At 53.8% G+C, this 16,634-nt stretch carries 17 protein-coding genes; 10 read left to right on the plus strand and 7 right to left on the minus strand.

Going from position 1 to position 16,634, the window contains the following annotated elements; all coding sequences use genetic code 11:
* The first annotated feature begins 206 nt into the window (after positions 1-206).
* The 4 genes from G9Q73_RS06120 (at position 207) to G9Q73_RS06135 (ending at position 2,792) form a co-directional block, all read left to right on the plus strand.
* Positions 207-422, plus strand: a complete 216-nt coding sequence (locus G9Q73_RS06120) for a hypothetical protein (RefSeq protein WP_177419005.1) — start codon at positions 207-209, stop codon at positions 420-422.
* A 156-nt stretch (positions 423-578) separates the two neighbouring features.
* A complete protein-coding gene (locus G9Q73_RS06125) occupies positions 579-1,556 on the plus strand; it encodes a dimethyl sulfoxide reductase anchor subunit family protein (protein ID WP_177419006.1) in 978 nt (325 codons plus the stop codon).
* A gap of 46 nt (positions 1,557-1,602) precedes the next feature.
* Positions 1,603-2,412, plus strand: coding sequence for an esterase/lipase family protein (locus tag G9Q73_RS06130; protein WP_177419007.1), 810 nt, complete (start codon positions 1,603-1,605; stop codon positions 2,410-2,412).
* Between the two features lie 104 nt (positions 2,413-2,516).
* Positions 2,517-2,792 carry a hypothetical protein gene (locus G9Q73_RS06135; RefSeq protein ID WP_177419008.1) on the plus strand — a complete coding sequence of 92 codons (276 nt, stop codon included), beginning with the start codon at positions 2,517-2,519 and terminating at the stop codon, positions 2,790-2,792.
* Position 2,793: 1 nt separating this feature from the next.
* Here the strand turns inward: G9Q73_RS06135 and G9Q73_RS06140 are convergent, their stop codons facing one another.
* Positions 2,794-3,417, minus strand: coding sequence for a TetR/AcrR family transcriptional regulator (locus tag G9Q73_RS06140; RefSeq protein WP_177419009.1), 624 nt, complete (start codon positions 3,415-3,417; stop codon positions 2,794-2,796).
* A gap of 244 nt (positions 3,418-3,661) precedes the next feature.
* Between G9Q73_RS06140 and G9Q73_RS06145 the strand changes: the two genes are divergently transcribed.
* The 4 genes from G9Q73_RS06145 (at position 3,662) to tsaB (ending at position 8,531) form a co-directional block, all read left to right on the plus strand.
* Positions 3,662-4,129, plus strand: coding sequence for an efflux RND transporter periplasmic adaptor subunit (locus G9Q73_RS06145; RefSeq protein ID WP_177419010.1), 468 nt, complete (start codon positions 3,662-3,664; stop codon positions 4,127-4,129).
* Positions 4,130-4,200: 71 nt separating this feature from the next.
* Entirely contained in the window at positions 4,201-4,653 is a 453-nt protein-coding gene (locus G9Q73_RS06150) for an efflux RND transporter periplasmic adaptor subunit (protein ID WP_500814662.1), read from the plus strand.
* A 6-nt stretch (positions 4,654-4,659) separates the two neighbouring features.
* Entirely contained in the window at positions 4,660-7,809 is a 3,150-nt protein-coding gene (locus G9Q73_RS06155; protein WP_177419012.1) for an efflux RND transporter permease subunit, read from the plus strand.
* A gap of 38 nt (positions 7,810-7,847) precedes the next feature.
* Positions 7,848-8,531, plus strand: coding sequence for a tRNA (adenosine(37)-N6)-threonylcarbamoyltransferase complex dimerization subunit type 1 TsaB (gene tsaB / locus G9Q73_RS06160; RefSeq protein WP_177419013.1), 684 nt, complete (start codon positions 7,848-7,850; stop codon positions 8,529-8,531).
* A gap of 497 nt (positions 8,532-9,028) precedes the next feature.
* Here tsaB and G9Q73_RS06165 read toward each other — a convergent pair whose 3' ends face one another.
* The 6 genes from G9Q73_RS06165 to G9Q73_RS06190 all read right to left on the minus strand — a co-directional run bounded on the left by G9Q73_RS06165 (position 9,029) and on the right by G9Q73_RS06190 (position 14,360).
* Positions 9,029-10,111 carry a mechanosensitive ion channel family protein gene (locus tag G9Q73_RS06165; protein WP_177419014.1) on the minus strand — a complete coding sequence of 361 codons (1,083 nt, stop codon included), beginning with the start codon at positions 10,109-10,111 and terminating at the stop codon, positions 9,029-9,031.
* 55 nt (positions 10,112-10,166) lie between these two features.
* On the minus strand, positions 10,167-10,700 hold the full coding sequence (locus G9Q73_RS06170) for a Slp family lipoprotein (protein ID WP_177419015.1): 534 nt from the start codon (positions 10,698-10,700) through the stop codon (positions 10,167-10,169).
* A 9-nt stretch (positions 10,701-10,709) separates the two neighbouring features.
* Positions 10,710-11,267, minus strand: a complete 558-nt coding sequence (locus G9Q73_RS06175; RefSeq protein WP_177419016.1) for a Slp family lipoprotein — start codon at positions 11,265-11,267, stop codon at positions 10,710-10,712.
* Positions 11,268-11,432: 165 nt separating this feature from the next.
* A complete protein-coding gene (locus tag G9Q73_RS06180) occupies positions 11,433-12,314 on the minus strand; it encodes an HDOD domain-containing protein (RefSeq protein WP_369408848.1) in 882 nt (293 codons plus the stop codon).
* 121 nt (positions 12,315-12,435) lie between these two features.
* Positions 12,436-13,485: a coiled-coil domain-containing protein gene (locus tag G9Q73_RS06185; RefSeq protein WP_177419018.1), complete on the minus strand. Its 1,050-nt coding sequence runs from the start codon at positions 13,483-13,485 to the stop codon at positions 12,436-12,438.
* Between the two features lie 5 nt (positions 13,486-13,490).
* Complete coding sequence (locus G9Q73_RS06190; RefSeq protein WP_246345064.1) at positions 13,491-14,360, minus strand: hypothetical protein; 870 nt, start codon at positions 14,358-14,360, stop codon at positions 13,491-13,493.
* Between the two features lie 217 nt (positions 14,361-14,577).
* On the opposite strand from G9Q73_RS06190, the gene G9Q73_RS06195 reads away from it, so the two are divergent.
* Positions 14,578-15,804 (plus strand): glycerate kinase type-2 family protein, encoded by a 1,227-nt coding sequence (locus G9Q73_RS06195; RefSeq protein ID WP_177419020.1) that lies wholly within the window; start codon positions 14,578-14,580, stop codon positions 15,802-15,804.
* Positions 15,804-16,619, plus strand: coding sequence for a ferritin-like domain-containing protein (locus G9Q73_RS06200; protein WP_177419021.1), 816 nt, complete (start codon positions 15,804-15,806; stop codon positions 16,617-16,619). Before G9Q73_RS06195 ends, G9Q73_RS06200 begins: the two co-directional genes overlap by 1 nt.
* The last annotated feature ends 15 nt before the right edge of the window (positions 16,620-16,634 follow it).

The following is a 16,634-nucleotide window of genomic DNA, read 5'->3' on the forward strand; positions in this document are numbered from 1 at the left end:
GCCAGGATTACGACAAGTGCAATGGCTGTAAATAAATACTACCTGGGCCTGTTCCTATGCAGTGTTCGTGGAGTTTGATGGAGCAGCAGAAGGTGATGATATGCACCTCTGCATCGACCGATCACCGATATGAGCCTGCCAGAGTCGAACGCAAGCCTGCCTGTGTTATTTCCGCCCCACCCGTGCACGAATCTATGGCGATATTCATGATCCTGACTCTGAAGTGTCGGTGGCGATCCAGAGCAGGGGGTATCCGCTGCAGCCTGAGTGGGGACTGTTCTCAAACTAATTATCTGCCACGGCGCAAGACCCGGATTCAGATCCACGAGGATGAGCTGGTGCGTGTCGATAATCCGTTGAAGAAAGAGGCGCTGCCGACGCTGCCTGAGGCCGGTGAGACTCTGGACGATGTGGCTTGGTAGCTGACAGGGCCGAGGGTATAGGGCCAAGGGCTTGGGAATGAATTTTGGAATTTTTTGGAAGATGAATGAAGTGACGGAAATGCGATCCGGTTCGCCGAGCCTTTTTCCTCGGCCCTCTGCCCTTGGCCCCTGGCCCTGTTTCAGGAGGAACTGACCATGCATCCCGCGTTCTCTGTTATTTTTCTAACCACCCTCATTGGTGTGGGCCAGGGGCTGTTTCTGGCGCTCTATACCGGTCAACTCTATGCGCTGGCAAATTTGCTGCCTGCGCAGAGCAGTAACTTCTATGCGGTTGGGAGCATGATCTCTCTGGTACTGTTGTTTGCGGGTCTGATCGCCTCGCTGTTCCACCTGGGGCATCCGGAGCGTGCCTGGCGTGCGGCCACCCAATGGCGTACCTCCTGGCTCTCCCGTGAGGTGCTGGTCCTGCCGGCCGCCATGGGACTGATCTTTCTCTACGGTACGGTGCACTTTTTCGATCTGACGAAACCGCTGTTTGTTATCTCCGGCACCCTGCCGGTCGATTTCTCCCTGATTATCGGTGGTCTGGGTACGCTTGCGGTTTTTGGCCTGTTTCTCTGTACCGCGATGATCTATGCCAGTCTGCGCTTTATCAAGGCGTGGTATTCACCGCTGACGGTAGCGAACTTTCTGTTTCTCGGCATTGCTTCAGGGTTCATGCTCGCTTCGGCTTTCTCTGCCTACCAAGGGAATTCACTGGTGGGTTTCTACGGCACTTGGGCGGTGATTGCGACTCTGTTCGGCCTGCTGACCCGTGTTGCTACCCTCTACCGGAACGGCCGGTTCAGATGCAAGGTTGATTTGAAGTCGGCAGTGGGTGTTCATCATTCCCAGCTGGAGCAGAAGGCCCAGGGTTTCATGGGTGGATCATTCAATACGCGTGAGTTTTTCCACGGTAAATCCCAGGGATTGCTGAACCTGATCCGGTATGCATTTCTGCTGATGGTGTTTGCCGCGCCCGTGATCCTGATTCTGCTCGCTTATGCCCTGGAGTCGGAAACCTTGCCGCTGCTGGCTTTTGGGATCCAATACCTCGGCCTGATTTTGGAACGTTATCATTTTTTTACCGAGGCGCAGCATCCGCAGAATCTCTACTACCAGAGCATGGCGTAGCAATCTGGCAATATTTGACTCACTTGATGTGAAAAGAGGTGAAACCATGAGACGCGCAGTAAAAGTCTTCATCCTGTTCTTTCTTGGCCTGCAGAGCCTGCCGGCCAGCCCTGATGTTTTAGTCCTTGTGCATGGTTATCTGGGCAGCGCATCGTCCTGGGAGACCAGTGGCGTCAATGCGATTCTGGCTCAAAATGGCTGGCAGCGTGCTGGTCTTGCCACTCCTCAGGGGATTCTTCCGGGACCGGGAAGCAACGCTGTCAATAAGGTCTACCCGGTTGAGCTGCCGTCTCTTGCACCCATTGCGGTACAGGCGAATCTCCTGGGTGGCATGATCTCTGCGATCTCTGCCCGGCATCCTGATGAGTCATTGATCATGGCAGGTCACTCCGCTGGCGGTGTGGTGGCAAGAATGGTGCTTGTCCAAGGTCGGACTCCCAAGGTCAAGAGATTGATCACCATCGGGTCGCCTCATCTCGGTACTATTCGTGCGGTGCAGGCCCTGGATGCGACAGACAGTTCCGGACCCTTTGGCATTATCAAGGATTTCTTTGGGGGAGATCTCTACGATCTGGTCCAGGACTCCTGGGGAGTGTTGATCGATCTTACACCAGCCCAACCCGGTAGTCTGCTCTACTGGTTGAATGCCCAACAGCATCCGGATATCGACTATATCTCTGTGGTGCGTCCTGGACCGGTGGGTATTGGAGATGAAATGGTTCCGGTCTTCAGTCAGGACATGAATAATGTTCCCGCTCTGGCAGGCAAGTCCCAGCGTTTCGTTGTGGCTGCCAGTCATGAACTACAACCGGTAGATGGGGTGGGACTGGTGAATATTCTCAACAGGGAAGATTAACGCAGCGATTACGGGAACTTTTTTCTGCCTGCGTGGGCTTATAATCAACGAACTGCCGTGGTGGTGAATCCCTGCGGCCAATATTCGAAACATGAGTATTCAGTATGGGTAAAATTATTGCGGTTTTGGTGCTTCTGTCCGTTATGGCCGCACCTGCGTTTTCGGCATCTTACTATTTGGTGGAAAGTACCTTCAGGGATGCAGGTTGCGACTCATTCAAGACAAAGTTGCTGGCCGCCATGGAAGGGCAGGAGATCTATGTCGGTTGGTGTTCTGCCTTGGAAAACTATCTGCTGGTAATCGAATGTAGTTTTGCAGACTGTCGTGTGCTGAGAAAGAATCAGGAAAGGAAAATTCATGGTCTCGACCGTAAATGGTGAGTTACCTGACCAGTATGCCCTCCATCAACAGACTCTCCACCTTTGCACTCAGGTTGCGCACCTGATCTTGCTCATCCGCAATCCCGCATAGCTGGCCACCGGTGATCAGCATGGCCAATCCATGCACCATGGACCAGGTTGCCAGCGCAAGCAATTCAGTCTCTTCATTGCGAAAAATACCGGACTGCTTGCCGCTTTCTATCAGGTTTACCAAGCCCTGAAAGGCGTTATCCGCTGTAGAATCCAAGTTCTCTTTTGGACATTTTTCCATATCGATGAAGCCCCCGAACATCAACTGTGTGATCTCAGGGTTGTCCAATGCAAGTTCTACATAAGCGACACCGGTTTCGATCAGTTGCCGCTTCGGGTCACCGTCAAACTGCATGGCGGCGTTTCGCGTGCGCTCTGTCAATGTTTTGAAACCTGTTTCGGCAATCGCCACAAGCAGTGCATTTTTATCTTTGAAGTGACGATAGGGCGCAGTGTGACTGACACCTGCCTTTTTAGCCAGTTCCCGAAGACTGAACGCATTCGGGCCTTTGTCGCGGATCAGTTCGATTGCAGCGGCGATCAGCGTGCCATGCAGATTCCCGTGGTGGTATGTTTCGCCTGATCTCTTGTTCATTAACAATCTCCTCGGAGGGAGTATATCAGTCGATGTTGACATTGCATACATCTATGTATACGCTGTCAACATTGCTGTATGCATGTTGATACCGGGCTTTGTCCGCCATGAGTTCGTAGGCCTGTTCAAGCGTAGCGGATCAGGCAATAAATTAGGTACAACGCATAGCGTTTGCCGCTTCCGCTATGCTTGAACCGTCCTACATCTGAAATAGAGCAAACAGTGACAGAAGGGAGTGGAAGCGATGCAGAAGGTTTTGGGAGTGCTGCTACTGATCAGTGGCCTGATCGCTACTGAAATCCATGCGCAGGCGTTGGTGACGGCGCAAATCGCCACGCAACGGGAGGTGTTCTCAGGGTTTACCAGGGCACGCACGTTGCTGACACTCTCCGCTGAAGCCTCAGGCAGGGTGGAGGAGATAAATGCTGATGTGGGTGACCGAATCGACGCCAAGCTTCCGCTGGTTTGTCTTGATGACACCTTTATCAAACTGGATCTGCGTGCCAACAGAACTGAGACACAACGTCTTGAAATCGATGTCCGCCACTATCGAAAGCAGGTGAAACGTTTCAGTCAGTTGCTGAAACAGAAGAGTTCCTCCGAGAGCCAACTGGACGATGCGCAACGCAATCTTGACAGCGCCCGCAGTCAGATTGCTTCCCTCAAGGTGCAGAATGAGAAACTGCGTGAGAAAAAGAGCGCCACTGCATAAAGGCGCCTGAAGGTTGGCATCTGGTCGAGCGCCATGTGGAGCAGGGGCAGTGGATCAATGCCGGTGAACCTGTGGCTAAAGTTGGAGATTACAGTCGGTTGCTGGTGCCTTTTGCTCTATCGTTGGCGGAATTTCAGACCCTGCAGGGGCTGGGTGAGAAGCTGGCGCTCTTTCTGCCCGAACTGGGTCAGAGGATGGTGGCAAAGATCGAGCGGGTCTCCCCCTCCTTTGATGAAGCCTCCCACAAGATCTATGTTGAGTTGGAGATAGCGGTAGACGCCGGGACTGCAAGGGGCGGACTGCGTGCTGAGTTGACGCTCGATCTTCCCGCCCGTTCCGGGGCAGTGGTATTGCCTGCAGGGGCAGTGTCGGAACGATATGAGGAGCACTGGCTGAAACGTGCTGACGGCAGTGATATACGGGTTGTATTCCTGGGTCGTGCCAAGGGCAGGGAAGGGGAGTGGGTCAGGGTGACGGCTCCCGGGGTCAAGCCAGGCGATGAGTTCGTCATGGGTGGGGAGTAATCCGGTATGGAATCGGTGGTCCAATTCTCGTTAAGACAGAAGGTTTTCTACAACCTGATGTTCGTCGTTCTGATTGTGGTGGGATTTATCTCTCTCTTTTCTTTGCCGGCGGAACGCTATCCCAATTTTGGTTTTGGAGAGGTGATCATCTCCACGGTCTATCCGGGGGCCTCTCCGGTCGATGTGGAGAGTCTGGTAACCCGCAAGATAGAAGAGGCGCTCGAATCGGTAGATGATGTGGAGTGGATCAGTGCCACATCATTCAGCGGCCGATCCCACATTCGCTTAAAGTTTGTCGATGACGCCGATTATGACGTGCTTTATAACGAAGTGCGGTTTGAAGTGCTCAACGTTATCAGCGAACTGCCGGAAGGCGTTGACCCGCCCAACCTGATCAATGCCAAGGTGCAGGACTGGTTGCCGGTGATCGTGGTGAATTTCACCGGAGATCATGAGAATCGGGCGCTGGCACTGATGGCCAGGGAGATGAAAACCCGGCTGCAGAAGATCGGCGGGATACAGGAGGTTGAACTCTCGGGAGAGTATGTCCAGGAGTTTCACGTCAAACTCGACCCGGAGAAGCTTAAATCCCTTGGGGTCAGTTTCGATGCTGTTGCCAATGCATTAAGCAAGGCGAATGTGTCACTGCCCGCCGGTAAATTCAGTAACGTCGCAGGCGAATTCCTGGTCAAGGTTGATGAGCGCTTCGACTCTCTGAAACAGGTTTTGGGGACAGTGATCCGGGTTGATGCCGATGGCAGCCTGGTACGGGTTGAAGATGTGATAAGCCGGGCCGGGATGGGCTATCGGGATCCAACCGTAATCCCATCGGTAAACGGCAAACCTTCACTGGCGCTGAAGGTGACCAAGTCGGATGCCGGCAATGCCATGGATATCCGTGATGCTGTCGCGGCTGTGGTCGATGAGTATCGTCCCTTGCTGCAGGCGCAGGATGTGGAACTGGTCCTGACCCAGGACTCCACCGTCTATATCAAGGACGGGCTGAACACTCTCGGTATGAATATGCTGGTGGGTATCTCGCTGGTCTCCCTGATTATCTGGTATTTCATGGGCATACGTAATGCCGGTCTGGTTACCATCGGCATACCCTTCTCTTTCATGATCACCATGCTGATCATGTATCTCACCGGCAACAGCCTTAATGAAATCACGCTCTTTTCCTTTGTTCTGGTGACGGGGATTGTGGTGGATGATGCCATTGTGGTGACGGAAAATATCTATCGCCATGTGCAGGAAGGGCGTCCGCTGCGGGAGGCGATCGTCAAGGGGACTTCCGAAGTGGCCCTGCCGGTGATCGCCGCAACCATGACCACGGTGGCAGCTTTTCTGCCGATGCTGATCATGAGCGGAACGACCGGACAGTTTTTTGCCTTGGTGCCGAAGGCGGTCACCTTTGCCATTGTGGCCTCGCTGGTCGAATGTCTGTTGATCCTGCCCATTCACTACCTCGACTTTGGACCCAGAGCCGATAAGAAGATTGCCACTATGAAGCGGGACAATGCTCTGATGCGGGTGTTGCGGCGTTTTACCAGCAGACTGCTGAAACTGACAATGCGCTTTCGCCTGACCAGTGTGACCTTGGTGATGCTGCTATTCGCTGTTGCTGTGGTCGTGTTGGGTCTGTCGGCCAGCGGCAAGGTACCGTTGATCCGTATTCAATTCTTTCCCGATGACTACAAACTCTACTATGTCGATGTGGTGGGACCAGGCAACATACCGATCAGGGTGGTGGACAAACGTGTGCGGAAGATCTCTGAGGCAGTGATGGCGGATGGGCCGGGGATGGCCAAGGCAGCGGCCGGTTATGCCGGTTTCTACTTCAATGAGGATTATGAGCCGGTCTATGGTAACAATCACGGTTCGGTGATGGTGACCATGCCATCGGTGACTGAACAGACGTTTGATGATCCCCTGCTGCACTTGGATCGGATGCGGGAAAAACTCAAACCGATCTTTGAGACAGATGGATTTGAACTGCATATTCACCCGCAGAACGATGGCCCTCCAAGTGGCAAGGACATCAACGTGCGTGTGGTGGGTTCAAATATCGAATCGGTATCGGCCCTGGCGACGGATCTGCTTGATCATATGCGCAAGGATCCGGATATTGGAACACATCTGCTTGATCTGGCAGATGACCGGGGGCTACCGAAACGGGCGATTCAATTTGAAGTACTACAAGATCGAGTGGCTGAATATGGACTCGACAGCGCACAGGTGACGCAGTTGGCGGCCAGTGTATTGGATGGCCGCTATCTGGGTAAATACCGGCACATCGATGAAGAGGTTGATCTCAAACTCTATATCGACCCCGAGCGGCTGAAAGAGCCGGAAAATGCGCTCTATATCCCGGTTGTGGAGGATGCTGAACGTCCTCTCCATCTGGCCGATCTTGTCAGAATCCGTACCTACAATGAAGCTGGAGAGATAAAACGCTATCGAGGGCAAAGAGCCATCAGCCTGAAGGCAAATATCAAACCGGGTGCACCTACCTCAACGCCAACCATCGTGAACGGGGTAAAGCGCTATTATGAATCTGTTCGTGATTTATATCCCGGCGCAACGGTCACTTTTGGTGGAGAGCATGAAGATACGCGGCGATCATTCGAGTCGTTGGCCTACGCTTTCATCATTGCAGTGTTGGTCATGTATGTGATCCTGGCGACGCAGTTTCAGTCCTATCTACAACCGTTGATCATTCTGTCTGCAATCGTCTTTGCGTTGATTGGCGTGGTGTTCGGCAAGCTGGTGAGTCAGACACTCTTCACAGTCAACAGTTTTATTGCTGTCATCGGCGTGGCGGGTGTGGTGGTAAACGATGCACTGGTACTGGTCGATTTTATCAATAAACGTTATCGAAGCGGTATGTCACGCCGGGATGCCATCGTTGACGGTGTCCAGGTTCGATTGCGTCCTATTGTCTTGACGACGCGCACCACTACCCTGGGCCTGCTGCCGATGGCAGTAGGTTTTCCAAGTTATTCGCTCATCTGGGGCACCATGGCTTCGACCTTTGTCGCCGGACTGGCGACGGCAACCGCCTTGACCCTGTTTATCGTGCCCGTTTTGTGGGATCTGTTGCAGGGCTTGCAGGAACGCCGTGAACGCAGAAAAGCGTTGCGGGCAACGAACTGATAAAATCGGTGTCCTGTTTGGTGATTTGATACCCCCCAATGAAATTGCTTGCGCTCGAAACTGCTGCCGAAGCCTGCTCCGTCGCCCTTTCAATCGATGGTGAGATTCACTTGCGCTACGAAGTGCGCCCAAGAGGTCATAGTGAGCTGGTGCTTGCCATGATGGACGAACTGCTGAATGAGGCGGGTTTGGTGCCGTCGCAGCTGGATGCCATAGCATTTGGTCGGGGTCCAGGATCATTTACCGGAGTGCGGATTGCCACCGGCGTGGTTCAGGGCGTGGCATTTGCAGCTGACCTGCCAGTAGTGCCGGTCTCCACGCTTGCTGCCTTGGCCCAGCGTGCCTGCCGGGAGAGCGGCGCTAAACGGCTGTTGCCGGCGTTTGATGCGCGCATGGGTGAGGTCTACTGGGCGGCCTATCATCTTGGTGCGGTTGGGCTGGTTGAATTAGAGGGAGTGGAGGCAGTCGCGAAAGCCGAAGAGGTAAACCTTCCGGATGGCGATGGCTGGTATGGTGTCGGGACAGGCTGGGCTGTGTATGGTGAGCTGCTGGCAGAACGTATGGGCGCAGGTTTGGAACAACAGATGCCTGATCTCTATTGCAGTGCGGAGGATGTGGCCCTGCTGGGTGTGGCGGGTTTTAAGGCGGGGAATAGTGTGGCGCCTGAATTGGCTTTGCCGATCTATCTCCGGGATCGAGTTGCCAAAAAAAAATCGGCGTAACTATTCAGCACAATTCAACATACTAAGGAGAACGCTGGATATGCACCCTTTAGTAATCCGGCCAACTGTTGATGGGTTATGCTGGGCGCAGGGCTTTGTGGGAAAGCGAAAATTAGTTAACGTCTATCCGGAAACCCATATCTAACCACGAAGCGCACGAAGTACACGAAGAAAATTATTTCCGGATGGATGCCAGTTAACGAGTAGGCTGGTTCAAGCGCAGCGGAACCGGCAATGCCCGATCCGCTACGCTTGATCGGGCCTACATTATGGATAGTGGCTGTTTTGTTCAGTGATGTGGCTACTCTCTCGTGGCCAAGGCACTTTTCCAGGATTTCCTGTCTTCCGAATATCGCATGATCGCATCAAGAATCACATCGTTGCGTTTTTTTCTGTGAGACGCTGAATTGATAAGTGCATAGCATCGGGAACCATTCCCAAAACTATTTTCTATGTTATTTATAAATTAATTCACTGACTTGGATTTCCATCTGATTTTATTGTTTTTCAGCCTTCGAATCAGATGTTTTCGTTTCAATAATTTCTGAAAGTTGAAGGATTCGCTGTTCGTTGGATTCGACTTCCGCTTCGATCGCCTTCGTATCGGATTCGCTGTTGGTTTTTAGCAATTCGCTGAGTTCCTGATTACGCGATTTGCGGCGCTCAAGCTCATCACGGAATTGATCGAGCTCTTCTGCCTCATCGGCCTTGTCGAACATGATGGTTTCCGGTGAATCGTCACTGGCTACCAAATCATCCGGCTTGGCACTTGTGTCCGTCGGAATAAATCGGCTCTCCAATCCATATTGGCGCTGGTTCATAAAGGACGGAGAGACGATTTCGACACCGTTTTGGTGCAGTACATCCAATACCATCTTTCGCAGATTCGAGCGGGCAGTCAATAGATGTTTCACTTCCGGCAGAAATCCTGCGATTCGATAGGTTACCGCGTAATCGCCAATCTCGGTGACTTGAACGAAGCATTCGGATAATTTTACCTCCTCTGCTGCTTCGGTTAATAACGCCTCGACACGGGCGCGGGGTATTTCATAACCAAGAGAGAGGGTTGTTGAGATAATCGTGCCAGATCTGCGGACGACCGTGATGGGCGTCGTGATCAGAAACAGATTTGGAAAGATTGTCAGATCCCGGTCTTCGGTCTGGATCTCGGTGTGAAACAGCCCCCGGTCAGTGACTTTCCCGAATTGATCGCCGATACGGATGAAATCCCCAGATCGAAAACTGCGCACCACCCGCAGCATCAGCCCCGCCATGATATTGGTGACAAAGGTGGTGGATGAGAGGCCGATGACACCGGTAAGTACAATGCCGAGCAGACTGAGTATCTGTCCTCGTGCAGTATCCGACATCGGGATTTGAAAGAGCAGGATCAGTATTCCGACCAGTGTCAGGCCTAGAATGAGTAACTGGCGGGGCAGTTTTGCCTCTGCGCCCAGATTGGTGCGCTGGGTGATGAGGAATCTGTTGGATGTCCAGACAATCACGACAATAACTGCGGCAGTGATAAGTGCCGGCATATAGTGGCTGAACATAGGGAATGTATTAGACAGCCATTCCATGATCATGCCTTTCTACAGATTGCAGCACGCATGCGGCTGCCAAGTCGTGTGACGCTCAAAAACCGACTCCGATCCCGACGCCACTGCGGGAGTAGCCGCCGCTACCGACGCCTATGCCGAAGTGTATTCTGGGTTTGGTATCGCGTGCGACTGCTTTCGGCCAAAGATGGGCATCGGCTGTTTTGATGACCGGGAATTGATAATCCGCTTCGCCAACCTTGCCCGTTCTGATTTCACTGACAGGACCGCTTATGGTGACTTGGCGCCCCTTGCTATAGTCGACACTCTCAAGGTATCCCGGTGTGACCGCGATAAAACGTCCGGTTGGAGCGGCATCGAGATCCGGTTTGCCGTTCCCTTGCAAAGGGTAAGCGATCACTTCGAGTTCACTGCTGCTCTTCAGGTTCCGCAATTCCATGATGACACCACCCCATTCCACTGGGGATGTCCCGATACTCTGGTTTTTTTCAGCTATCTGCTTTGGTGTGACTGAGCGATCTCCTGCCGGCGCCCGGGTTTGGGGAGCGGCGCAAGCAGCCAAAGACAGGCACAGGGTGACGAAGAAAATACGTTTGAAATACTTTGTCATAGAGTTGCCCTACCAGTAGTAAGGGTACCTGTATCCAAAAGGATACCAGGGGTCATAAAAGGGATCACGATAGTAGCGATAAGGATAATCCTTCTCTTCCGGCCAGAGAAAGTAGACTTCCGCCTCGACCACTGGATAGGTGTAGTTATAGTCGCCGACACTGCGCTCGATCACCTGGGTGACAGATCCGGTTACGGTGAGTAATCGGTCTTTTGGGTACTCCTCCGGATCGAGAAACCCCTTCACTTTGACCATGAAGCGCCCCTGCCCATCACTGCCTGAATCCGGTTTTCCCTCCGAGGCCAGAGAGCGCGCCAATACTTCGATGAGGGTGCTCTCTTTGCGATTATCCACTCTGATAATGGTGCCGCCCCAGCGAACCCGGGAGCGATTGAAACGCCCGGATGCCTGTTGGACCTCGGCAACCTGAATATCTCCTGGTGGAGCCTTTTTGATCAGTTCTGGCACACTGGAGGAACAGCCGTTCAACAAGCCAGCCAAAATGCAAACGAACAGGCATCGTTGAAAATATGGAGTGCCGGTGCTGATCAGGTATCTGGTAAACATAGAAAACCGCTTTCTGGAGCTATTAGGCCTTTTCCAATATGGCAGAACAATCGCTAATTCAATTGTAGAACGATTTTGCTTACAGAGGGAGTTCCTGCAACCCCCAACAAAGCACGATCCTTTGCGCTGTCTACGGTTTTTATCGGCACAAATGAGCCTGGAGGTCTATTTTGTGAAAATAAACTCTGTCATCTGGTCTTTCAAAGCCTCAATTTCATCGCTGCTCAGTGCCAGCTCATTGATCGCATTGCCAAAAAATTCGGGTATGTTGCTTGCGGTTGTGGATTCTCTCAACAGAATTACGTCAAGAATGTAGTTGGCCGCCTTAATGGTCGCAATCAGCTCTCTGAGTTTTTCATCTTCAATTTCACTGCACGATTCTTGATGGTGGTGAAGAATAGTCAGGCAGATGATCTCGGGTAACTTCCAGCTCTCGGCCAGGATAAATCCGATTAAGGTATGGTTGGTCCCATATCTTCGCTCCTCCTCTTCTATCCACCTCCCAGGGTCTGACTTCGCTATCCTGAGAACCTGGTCATAATCGCTGAAGCGCTTGGCCATAAGGAGGGCGCCGGATTTATGAAAGAGGCCAGCAAGATAGGCTTCATCCTTGGCAACTGAACTGATTGAGCTGGCGATCCAGACAGCGCACTGGGCAACAGCATTGACATCTTCCCAGATCATCTGCACTGCGGGCTCAGTACTGTCGAATACATGTTTCAGCGCAGAAGCGATCACCAGGTTCTTGATGTTTTCCAGGCCCAGCAGAACCGAGGCATGTTGAATGGAATCAAATTTTCGGCCCATGCCGAACGCAGGGGAGTTGATGGTCTTCAGTACCAGTCCGGAAATTGCAGCATCCTGACTGATCATGTCGGCAACTCTAGCTATGTTGACATCTTTCTTCTGCATCTCCTGCTCAATGTTGAGTGCCACCTTGGGCAGGGAGGGAACGGGACTGCCTTTCATTATTTCATAGGCATTTCGCAGTTCTGATTCGGTTGGATAGAGCGCTGAATTCACAGAAGATTCTCGTGTGTTAGGCATTCGTTATATTTTAGCTGTTTGGAGAAGGAATTCCATGCAAACAGGTTGCTTGAGGAATCTAAGGGTAGGATGACAGCTGTTACGGGATCAGGCTGTCCCGCCGGTCGTGAGTGCTTGCAGTTTACTCATTGATCATCCGCTCTTTTTTTGCATCTTCCTGGAAGTAGTAGTCATACTTCCTGTGCATCTGATTCGTGAAGGTCCAGGCCTCATTATAGGACAGGCCGCTGTTCTTCGGGATGATGACCTTGACGTAAAGCTGGTTGGATTCCTGTGCTTTCAAACGAGTCAGTGACTGATCGAGCTGTTTGCGCGACACGGTATTGAAGACTTCGCTCCCGGGCGCCTTGTAATCGATGACAAGCTGCCCTTTGATCTTGGCGAAACGCACCACCACGACAAATTTACCCCGGGAGGTGCGGGCGGGCCGGACAAGTTTGTCGTATTTGATCTTGAGTGCTTGGAAGTCAATCTTCAGATCGGCAAGTGTCTGATCCGAGTCCATATTCTGGGCCTGTGCCACCGCCAGCTCCTCACTTTGAGCGCGATAGGATGTGCGCAGGCTCTTCAGCTCGCCCAAGGTCAATGTATGGCGCTTAGTGAGCCGATTCACATCTTCACTCAGATTTCCAACGCTACGGGTAGCGTCGTCGATGAGTACTTGCAGACGGTTGGTGTCTGTTGTCAGCCGGGTGACCTGCACATTGAGACTGTCTTTGTCGTGGGTGAGCCGGCTGACCTGCACATTGAGATCATCTTTGTCATGGGTAAGGCGGGTGATGTTGCTCTCCAGGTCGTCCCGTTCCAGTGACAGGCTGCTGATCTGGTGCAACTGGCTGGCGATGGCCGCTTCCTGCTGCTCCTGCTGCTCCTCCGCGCGCATCAGCTGCATGCGCATCATCGAGAGCTCATATTCGCGGGAGAGCAGGCGCTCCTCCAGCGTCTGGTTCTCCTCGCCTGCGGTTTTGACCAGTTCCATCGCCTCCTGCTCTGCGGCCATGGTTGAGCGCAGCTGGTCCAGCAGCTCCATGTTGCGGATCAGCAGAACCACCATTGCGAGCATGAATATCATGAGAATTACCGTCATGATATCGGTGAAAGAGGGCCAGAAGCCCTCCTCAGCCTGGGCCGCGTGGTGATTTAGTCGCAGATCGACGAAGCTGTTATCCATGCCGTTTAGTCAGGCTGGCGCAGTCGGAAGCCGCGAATCAGGATGTGTTTGATATCGGCCATGTCGCGGGTGTGCGACTTTGACTGTTCGGCAAAACCATCCAGCGTGTTGAGCATGTGCTGTTCCATCTCCTGAACGGCCTGCTGTGACTGGCCCATCTGCTTGACCAGTTCCTGCATGGAGCGGATCAGGCCGGTGAACTCGTAGAGCACACTGTCGGTATGGACATGGAAACGCGGGATCAGTTCGTTGACCGTGACCTGTTCCACGGCACTGACCAGATTGGTCTGGACGTCGGTGAGCTTCAGGTGGAAATAGCCGAAGATGACGTAGCAGACAATCGCGGTAATGGTGGTGGAGAGCGCCGTGGACATGCCGTGTATCATCATGCCCATGCCACCCACATTGATCGCATTCTCCAGCAGGTCAGAGGCGCCGATCAGGGCGATGGAGAGGGAGACGATGGTGCCGAAAACACCGGTCAGGATCAGGATGTTGTTGATGAACTTCGGCAGGCTGTTGCGCGTGCTCTCGTTGGCCAACAGGGTGGACGCCAGTGAGCCGTGGTTGACCGGGCAGTTCGCTTTGAAGAGTCCTTCCATGATGCGGTAGCGCATCACGATAATGGATTTTTTCGGCAGCTGGGCGTAAGGCTCCTCCATCCCCTCCCGCAGATTGCGCAGGAAACGGATCAGCGCATTCTCTTCGCGGACATAGTGGATGAAGATAAGAACCATGCGCAGAATGCCGATGAAGAACAGCCCGACAATGGTGCCGTTGATGATCAGGCCGGTGCTGGTGAGCTGATCCCGGAAATAGACCTGGTTGATAAAATCGAACTTCCAGACGATCAGTCCCGCGACCAGGGTGGACATGATGACCATCCTGATCAGGATGTTTCGACTGAAGTTACGACGTAACTGTATGCTTCCCAACGCGGCTTCTCCGACGGTGCTGCAAATCGGTTCAGTTTACCTCAGGAGAGTCTGGGAATTAAGAAGAAGATGGTAATTCTTTTCGGGAGACTGCCTAGAGCGGCTTATGAGGAAGATGTCTACGGCTATTTGACGGCAATCGTGGGAAAATCAGACCATGAGCACGCCCCGCATGTCACTGCTGGAGATCTTCGATGCCGCGCTGCAGGCGGTGGACGGCCGCCGCTGCGTAAGGGAGAGGCTGCGGCAGAGGCCGTTAAAGGGCCAAATATCCCTCGTGGCCGTAGGCAAGGCGGCGGGTGCGATGGCCGCGGGGGCCAGAGAGATTTTGGGTGAGCGTATCGTCTCGGCGCTGGTGATCTCCAAGTCTGGCCATCTGGACAGTGTTTCGGCCAGCTTGCCGGGCTGGGAGCTGTTTGAGGCTGGTCATCCACTGCCTGATAATCGGAGTCTGGCGGCAGGTGATCGTCTGATCGCTTTTCTTCAACAAGAACCACAACGACCGCTGCTTTTTCTGCTTTCAGGGGGGGCGTCCAGCCTGGTCGAGTCTCCTGTCGATGGTGTGGGGGGGGATTTTCTGGTTCGCTCCAATCGCTGGCTTCTGGGTAGCGGCTTGGCGATTGGCGAGATGAACCGGGTGCGCAAGGCGCTCTCCCGGATCAAGGGTGGTGGGTTGCTGCACTGGATGGGTGATCGACCGGTGACTGCACTGGCAATCTCCGATGTGCCGGGTGATGAGCCTGGCGTGATCGGTTCCGGGCTGTTGACGCCTGAGGTGATAACCCCCGATGGAATGGAAAACTTTGGTCTGCCAGACTGGCTGGATTCAGTTGTCAGGCAGGCCATTCGACAGCGGCGGATTTATGGGAACCAGAGCCCAGCCATCGAGATCATCGCCAACCTGGGGCAGGCAAAGGCTGCTGCCGCCCGGGAAGCCCGGAAACTGGGCTTCCGGGTAAAGGTGGTGGATGAGTTCGTTGCAGGAGATGCGACGGCGGCAGGCGTGCGGCTGGCTGAAGAACTCAAAGCTGCAGAGCCGGGTATGATGATTTGGGGTGGCGAGACAACGGTGATTCTGCCGCCTGAGCCGGGGCAGGGCGGCCGTAATCAGCATCTGGCCCTGGCCGCTGCTGGGGCGTTGCAGGGCCATGACAATCTTTGGTTTCTCGCTGCCGGTACGGACGGCACTGATGGTCCCACCGAAGATGCGGGTGCATTGGTGGATGGTGCCACGCTGACCCGGGCACGAAATGAGGGTTTCGACCCGGATCAGGCACTGCGCCGGGCCGACTCCGGTTCACTGCTGGAGGCGAGCGGAGATCTTGTGACCACCGGGCCTACCGGGACAAATGTAATGGATCTGATGTTGGGACTGAAATTGTAATGGTGAATGAAAAGAGCCTCTATCAGGCTGCCCGCCGCTGTCTGCTGGAAAAAGAGGTGGAAACAAAGCTGAATCTTACAGACCAGGTGGCGCAGGCCTGGCGGTTGGGGGAGTTGGGACTCAGCGACTGGAGCCCTGCGGACGCTATCGTCGAAGCAGGTCATCCCCCCCGGCCGGAACTGGTGCATCCAAGCCAGTTGCCCCGTCGTGGTCTCGGCACGGAGCAGGGACGTGTGGCACTGATCCACGCCATAACCCATATCGAATTCAATGCCATCAATCTGGCCTGGGACGCGGTGCAGCGTTTCCCCGACATGCCGGAGAAGTTTTATAGCGACTGGATACAGGTGGCGGTGGAGGAGGTGCGGCATTTCCGCCTGCTGCGGCAACGTCTGCGGGATGTCGGCGCCGATTACGGCGATTTTCCCGCCCACAATGGTCTTTGGGAGATGGCTGTCCGTACTGCCGATGATCCACTGGTCCGCATGGCATTGGTGCCCCGCATGCTGGAGGCCCGTGGACTGGATGTCACGCCGGGCATCATGGCGCGCTTCCGCAAGGCGGGGGACCAGGAGACGGTGGTGGTGTTGCAGGTGATCCTGGACGAAGAGGTGGGACATGTGCAGTTCGGCAGCGACTGGTTTGCCTGGCTCTGTGAGCAGCGGGGGGTGGACCCAGAAACCACCTATTTCGATCTGCTGAACAACTTTCTCAACGGCGAAATTCGCTGTCCCCTGCATCGGCAGGCGCGGCTGGATGCAGGTTTTTCGGAACAGGAGCTGGAACGTCTGGAGGCGTTATGCGCGAAACATTGAGATTGCTGTCTGAAA

It is taken from the genome of endosymbiont of Lamellibrachia barhami (genome assembly GCF_011947365.2).
Lineage (GTDB): Bacteria > Pseudomonadota > Gammaproteobacteria > Chromatiales > Chromatiaceae > QGON01.

Bases quoted from the DNA above. Each gene is read 5' to 3' on its own strand.
- G9Q73_RS06190 (WP_246345064.1), bottom strand. From the start codon at position 14,360: ATGTCCACCCTGGTCGCGGGACTGATCGTCTGGAAGTTCGATTTTATC.
- G9Q73_RS06130 (WP_177419007.1), top strand. From the start codon at position 1,603: ATGAGACGCGCAGTAAAAGTCTTCATCCTGTTCTTTCTTGGCCTGCAG.
- G9Q73_RS06195 (WP_177419020.1), top strand. From the start codon at position 14,578: ATGAGCACGCCCCGCATGTCACTGCTGGAGATCTTCGATGCCGCGCTG.
- G9Q73_RS06175 (WP_177419016.1), bottom strand. From the start codon at position 11,267: ATGTTTACCAGATACCTGATCAGCACCGGCACTCCATATTTTCAACGA.
- G9Q73_RS06135 (WP_177419008.1), top strand. From the start codon at position 2,517: ATGGGTAAAATTATTGCGGTTTTGGTGCTTCTGTCCGTTATGGCCGCA.
- G9Q73_RS06120 (WP_177419005.1), top strand. From the start codon at position 207: ATGATCCTGACTCTGAAGTGTCGGTGGCGATCCAGAGCAGGGGGTATC.
- G9Q73_RS06165 (WP_177419014.1), bottom strand. From the start codon at position 10,111: ATGGAATGGCTGTCTAATACATTCCCTATGTTCAGCCACTATATGCCG.
- G9Q73_RS06200 (WP_177419021.1), top strand. From the start codon at position 15,804: ATGGTGAATGAAAAGAGCCTCTATCAGGCTGCCCGCCGCTGTCTGCTG.
- G9Q73_RS06145 (WP_177419010.1), top strand. From the start codon at position 3,662: ATGCAGAAGGTTTTGGGAGTGCTGCTACTGATCAGTGGCCTGATCGCT.
- G9Q73_RS06155 (WP_177419012.1), top strand. From the start codon at position 4,660: ATGGAATCGGTGGTCCAATTCTCGTTAAGACAGAAGGTTTTCTACAAC.
- G9Q73_RS06140 (WP_177419009.1), bottom strand. From the start codon at position 3,417: ATGAACAAGAGATCAGGCGAAACATACCACCACGGGAATCTGCATGGC.
- G9Q73_RS06180 (WP_369408848.1), bottom strand. From the start codon at position 12,314: ATGCCTAACACACGAGAATCTTCTGTGAATTCAGCGCTCTATCCAACC.
- tsaB (WP_177419013.1), top strand. From the start codon at position 7,848: ATGAAATTGCTTGCGCTCGAAACTGCTGCCGAAGCCTGCTCCGTCGCC.
- G9Q73_RS06185 (WP_177419018.1), bottom strand. From the start codon at position 13,485: ATGGATAACAGCTTCGTCGATCTGCGACTAAATCACCACGCGGCCCAG.
- G9Q73_RS06170 (WP_177419015.1), bottom strand. From the start codon at position 10,700: ATGACAAAGTATTTCAAACGTATTTTCTTCGTCACCCTGTGCCTGTCT.
- G9Q73_RS06125 (WP_177419006.1), top strand. From the start codon at position 579: ATGCATCCCGCGTTCTCTGTTATTTTTCTAACCACCCTCATTGGTGTG.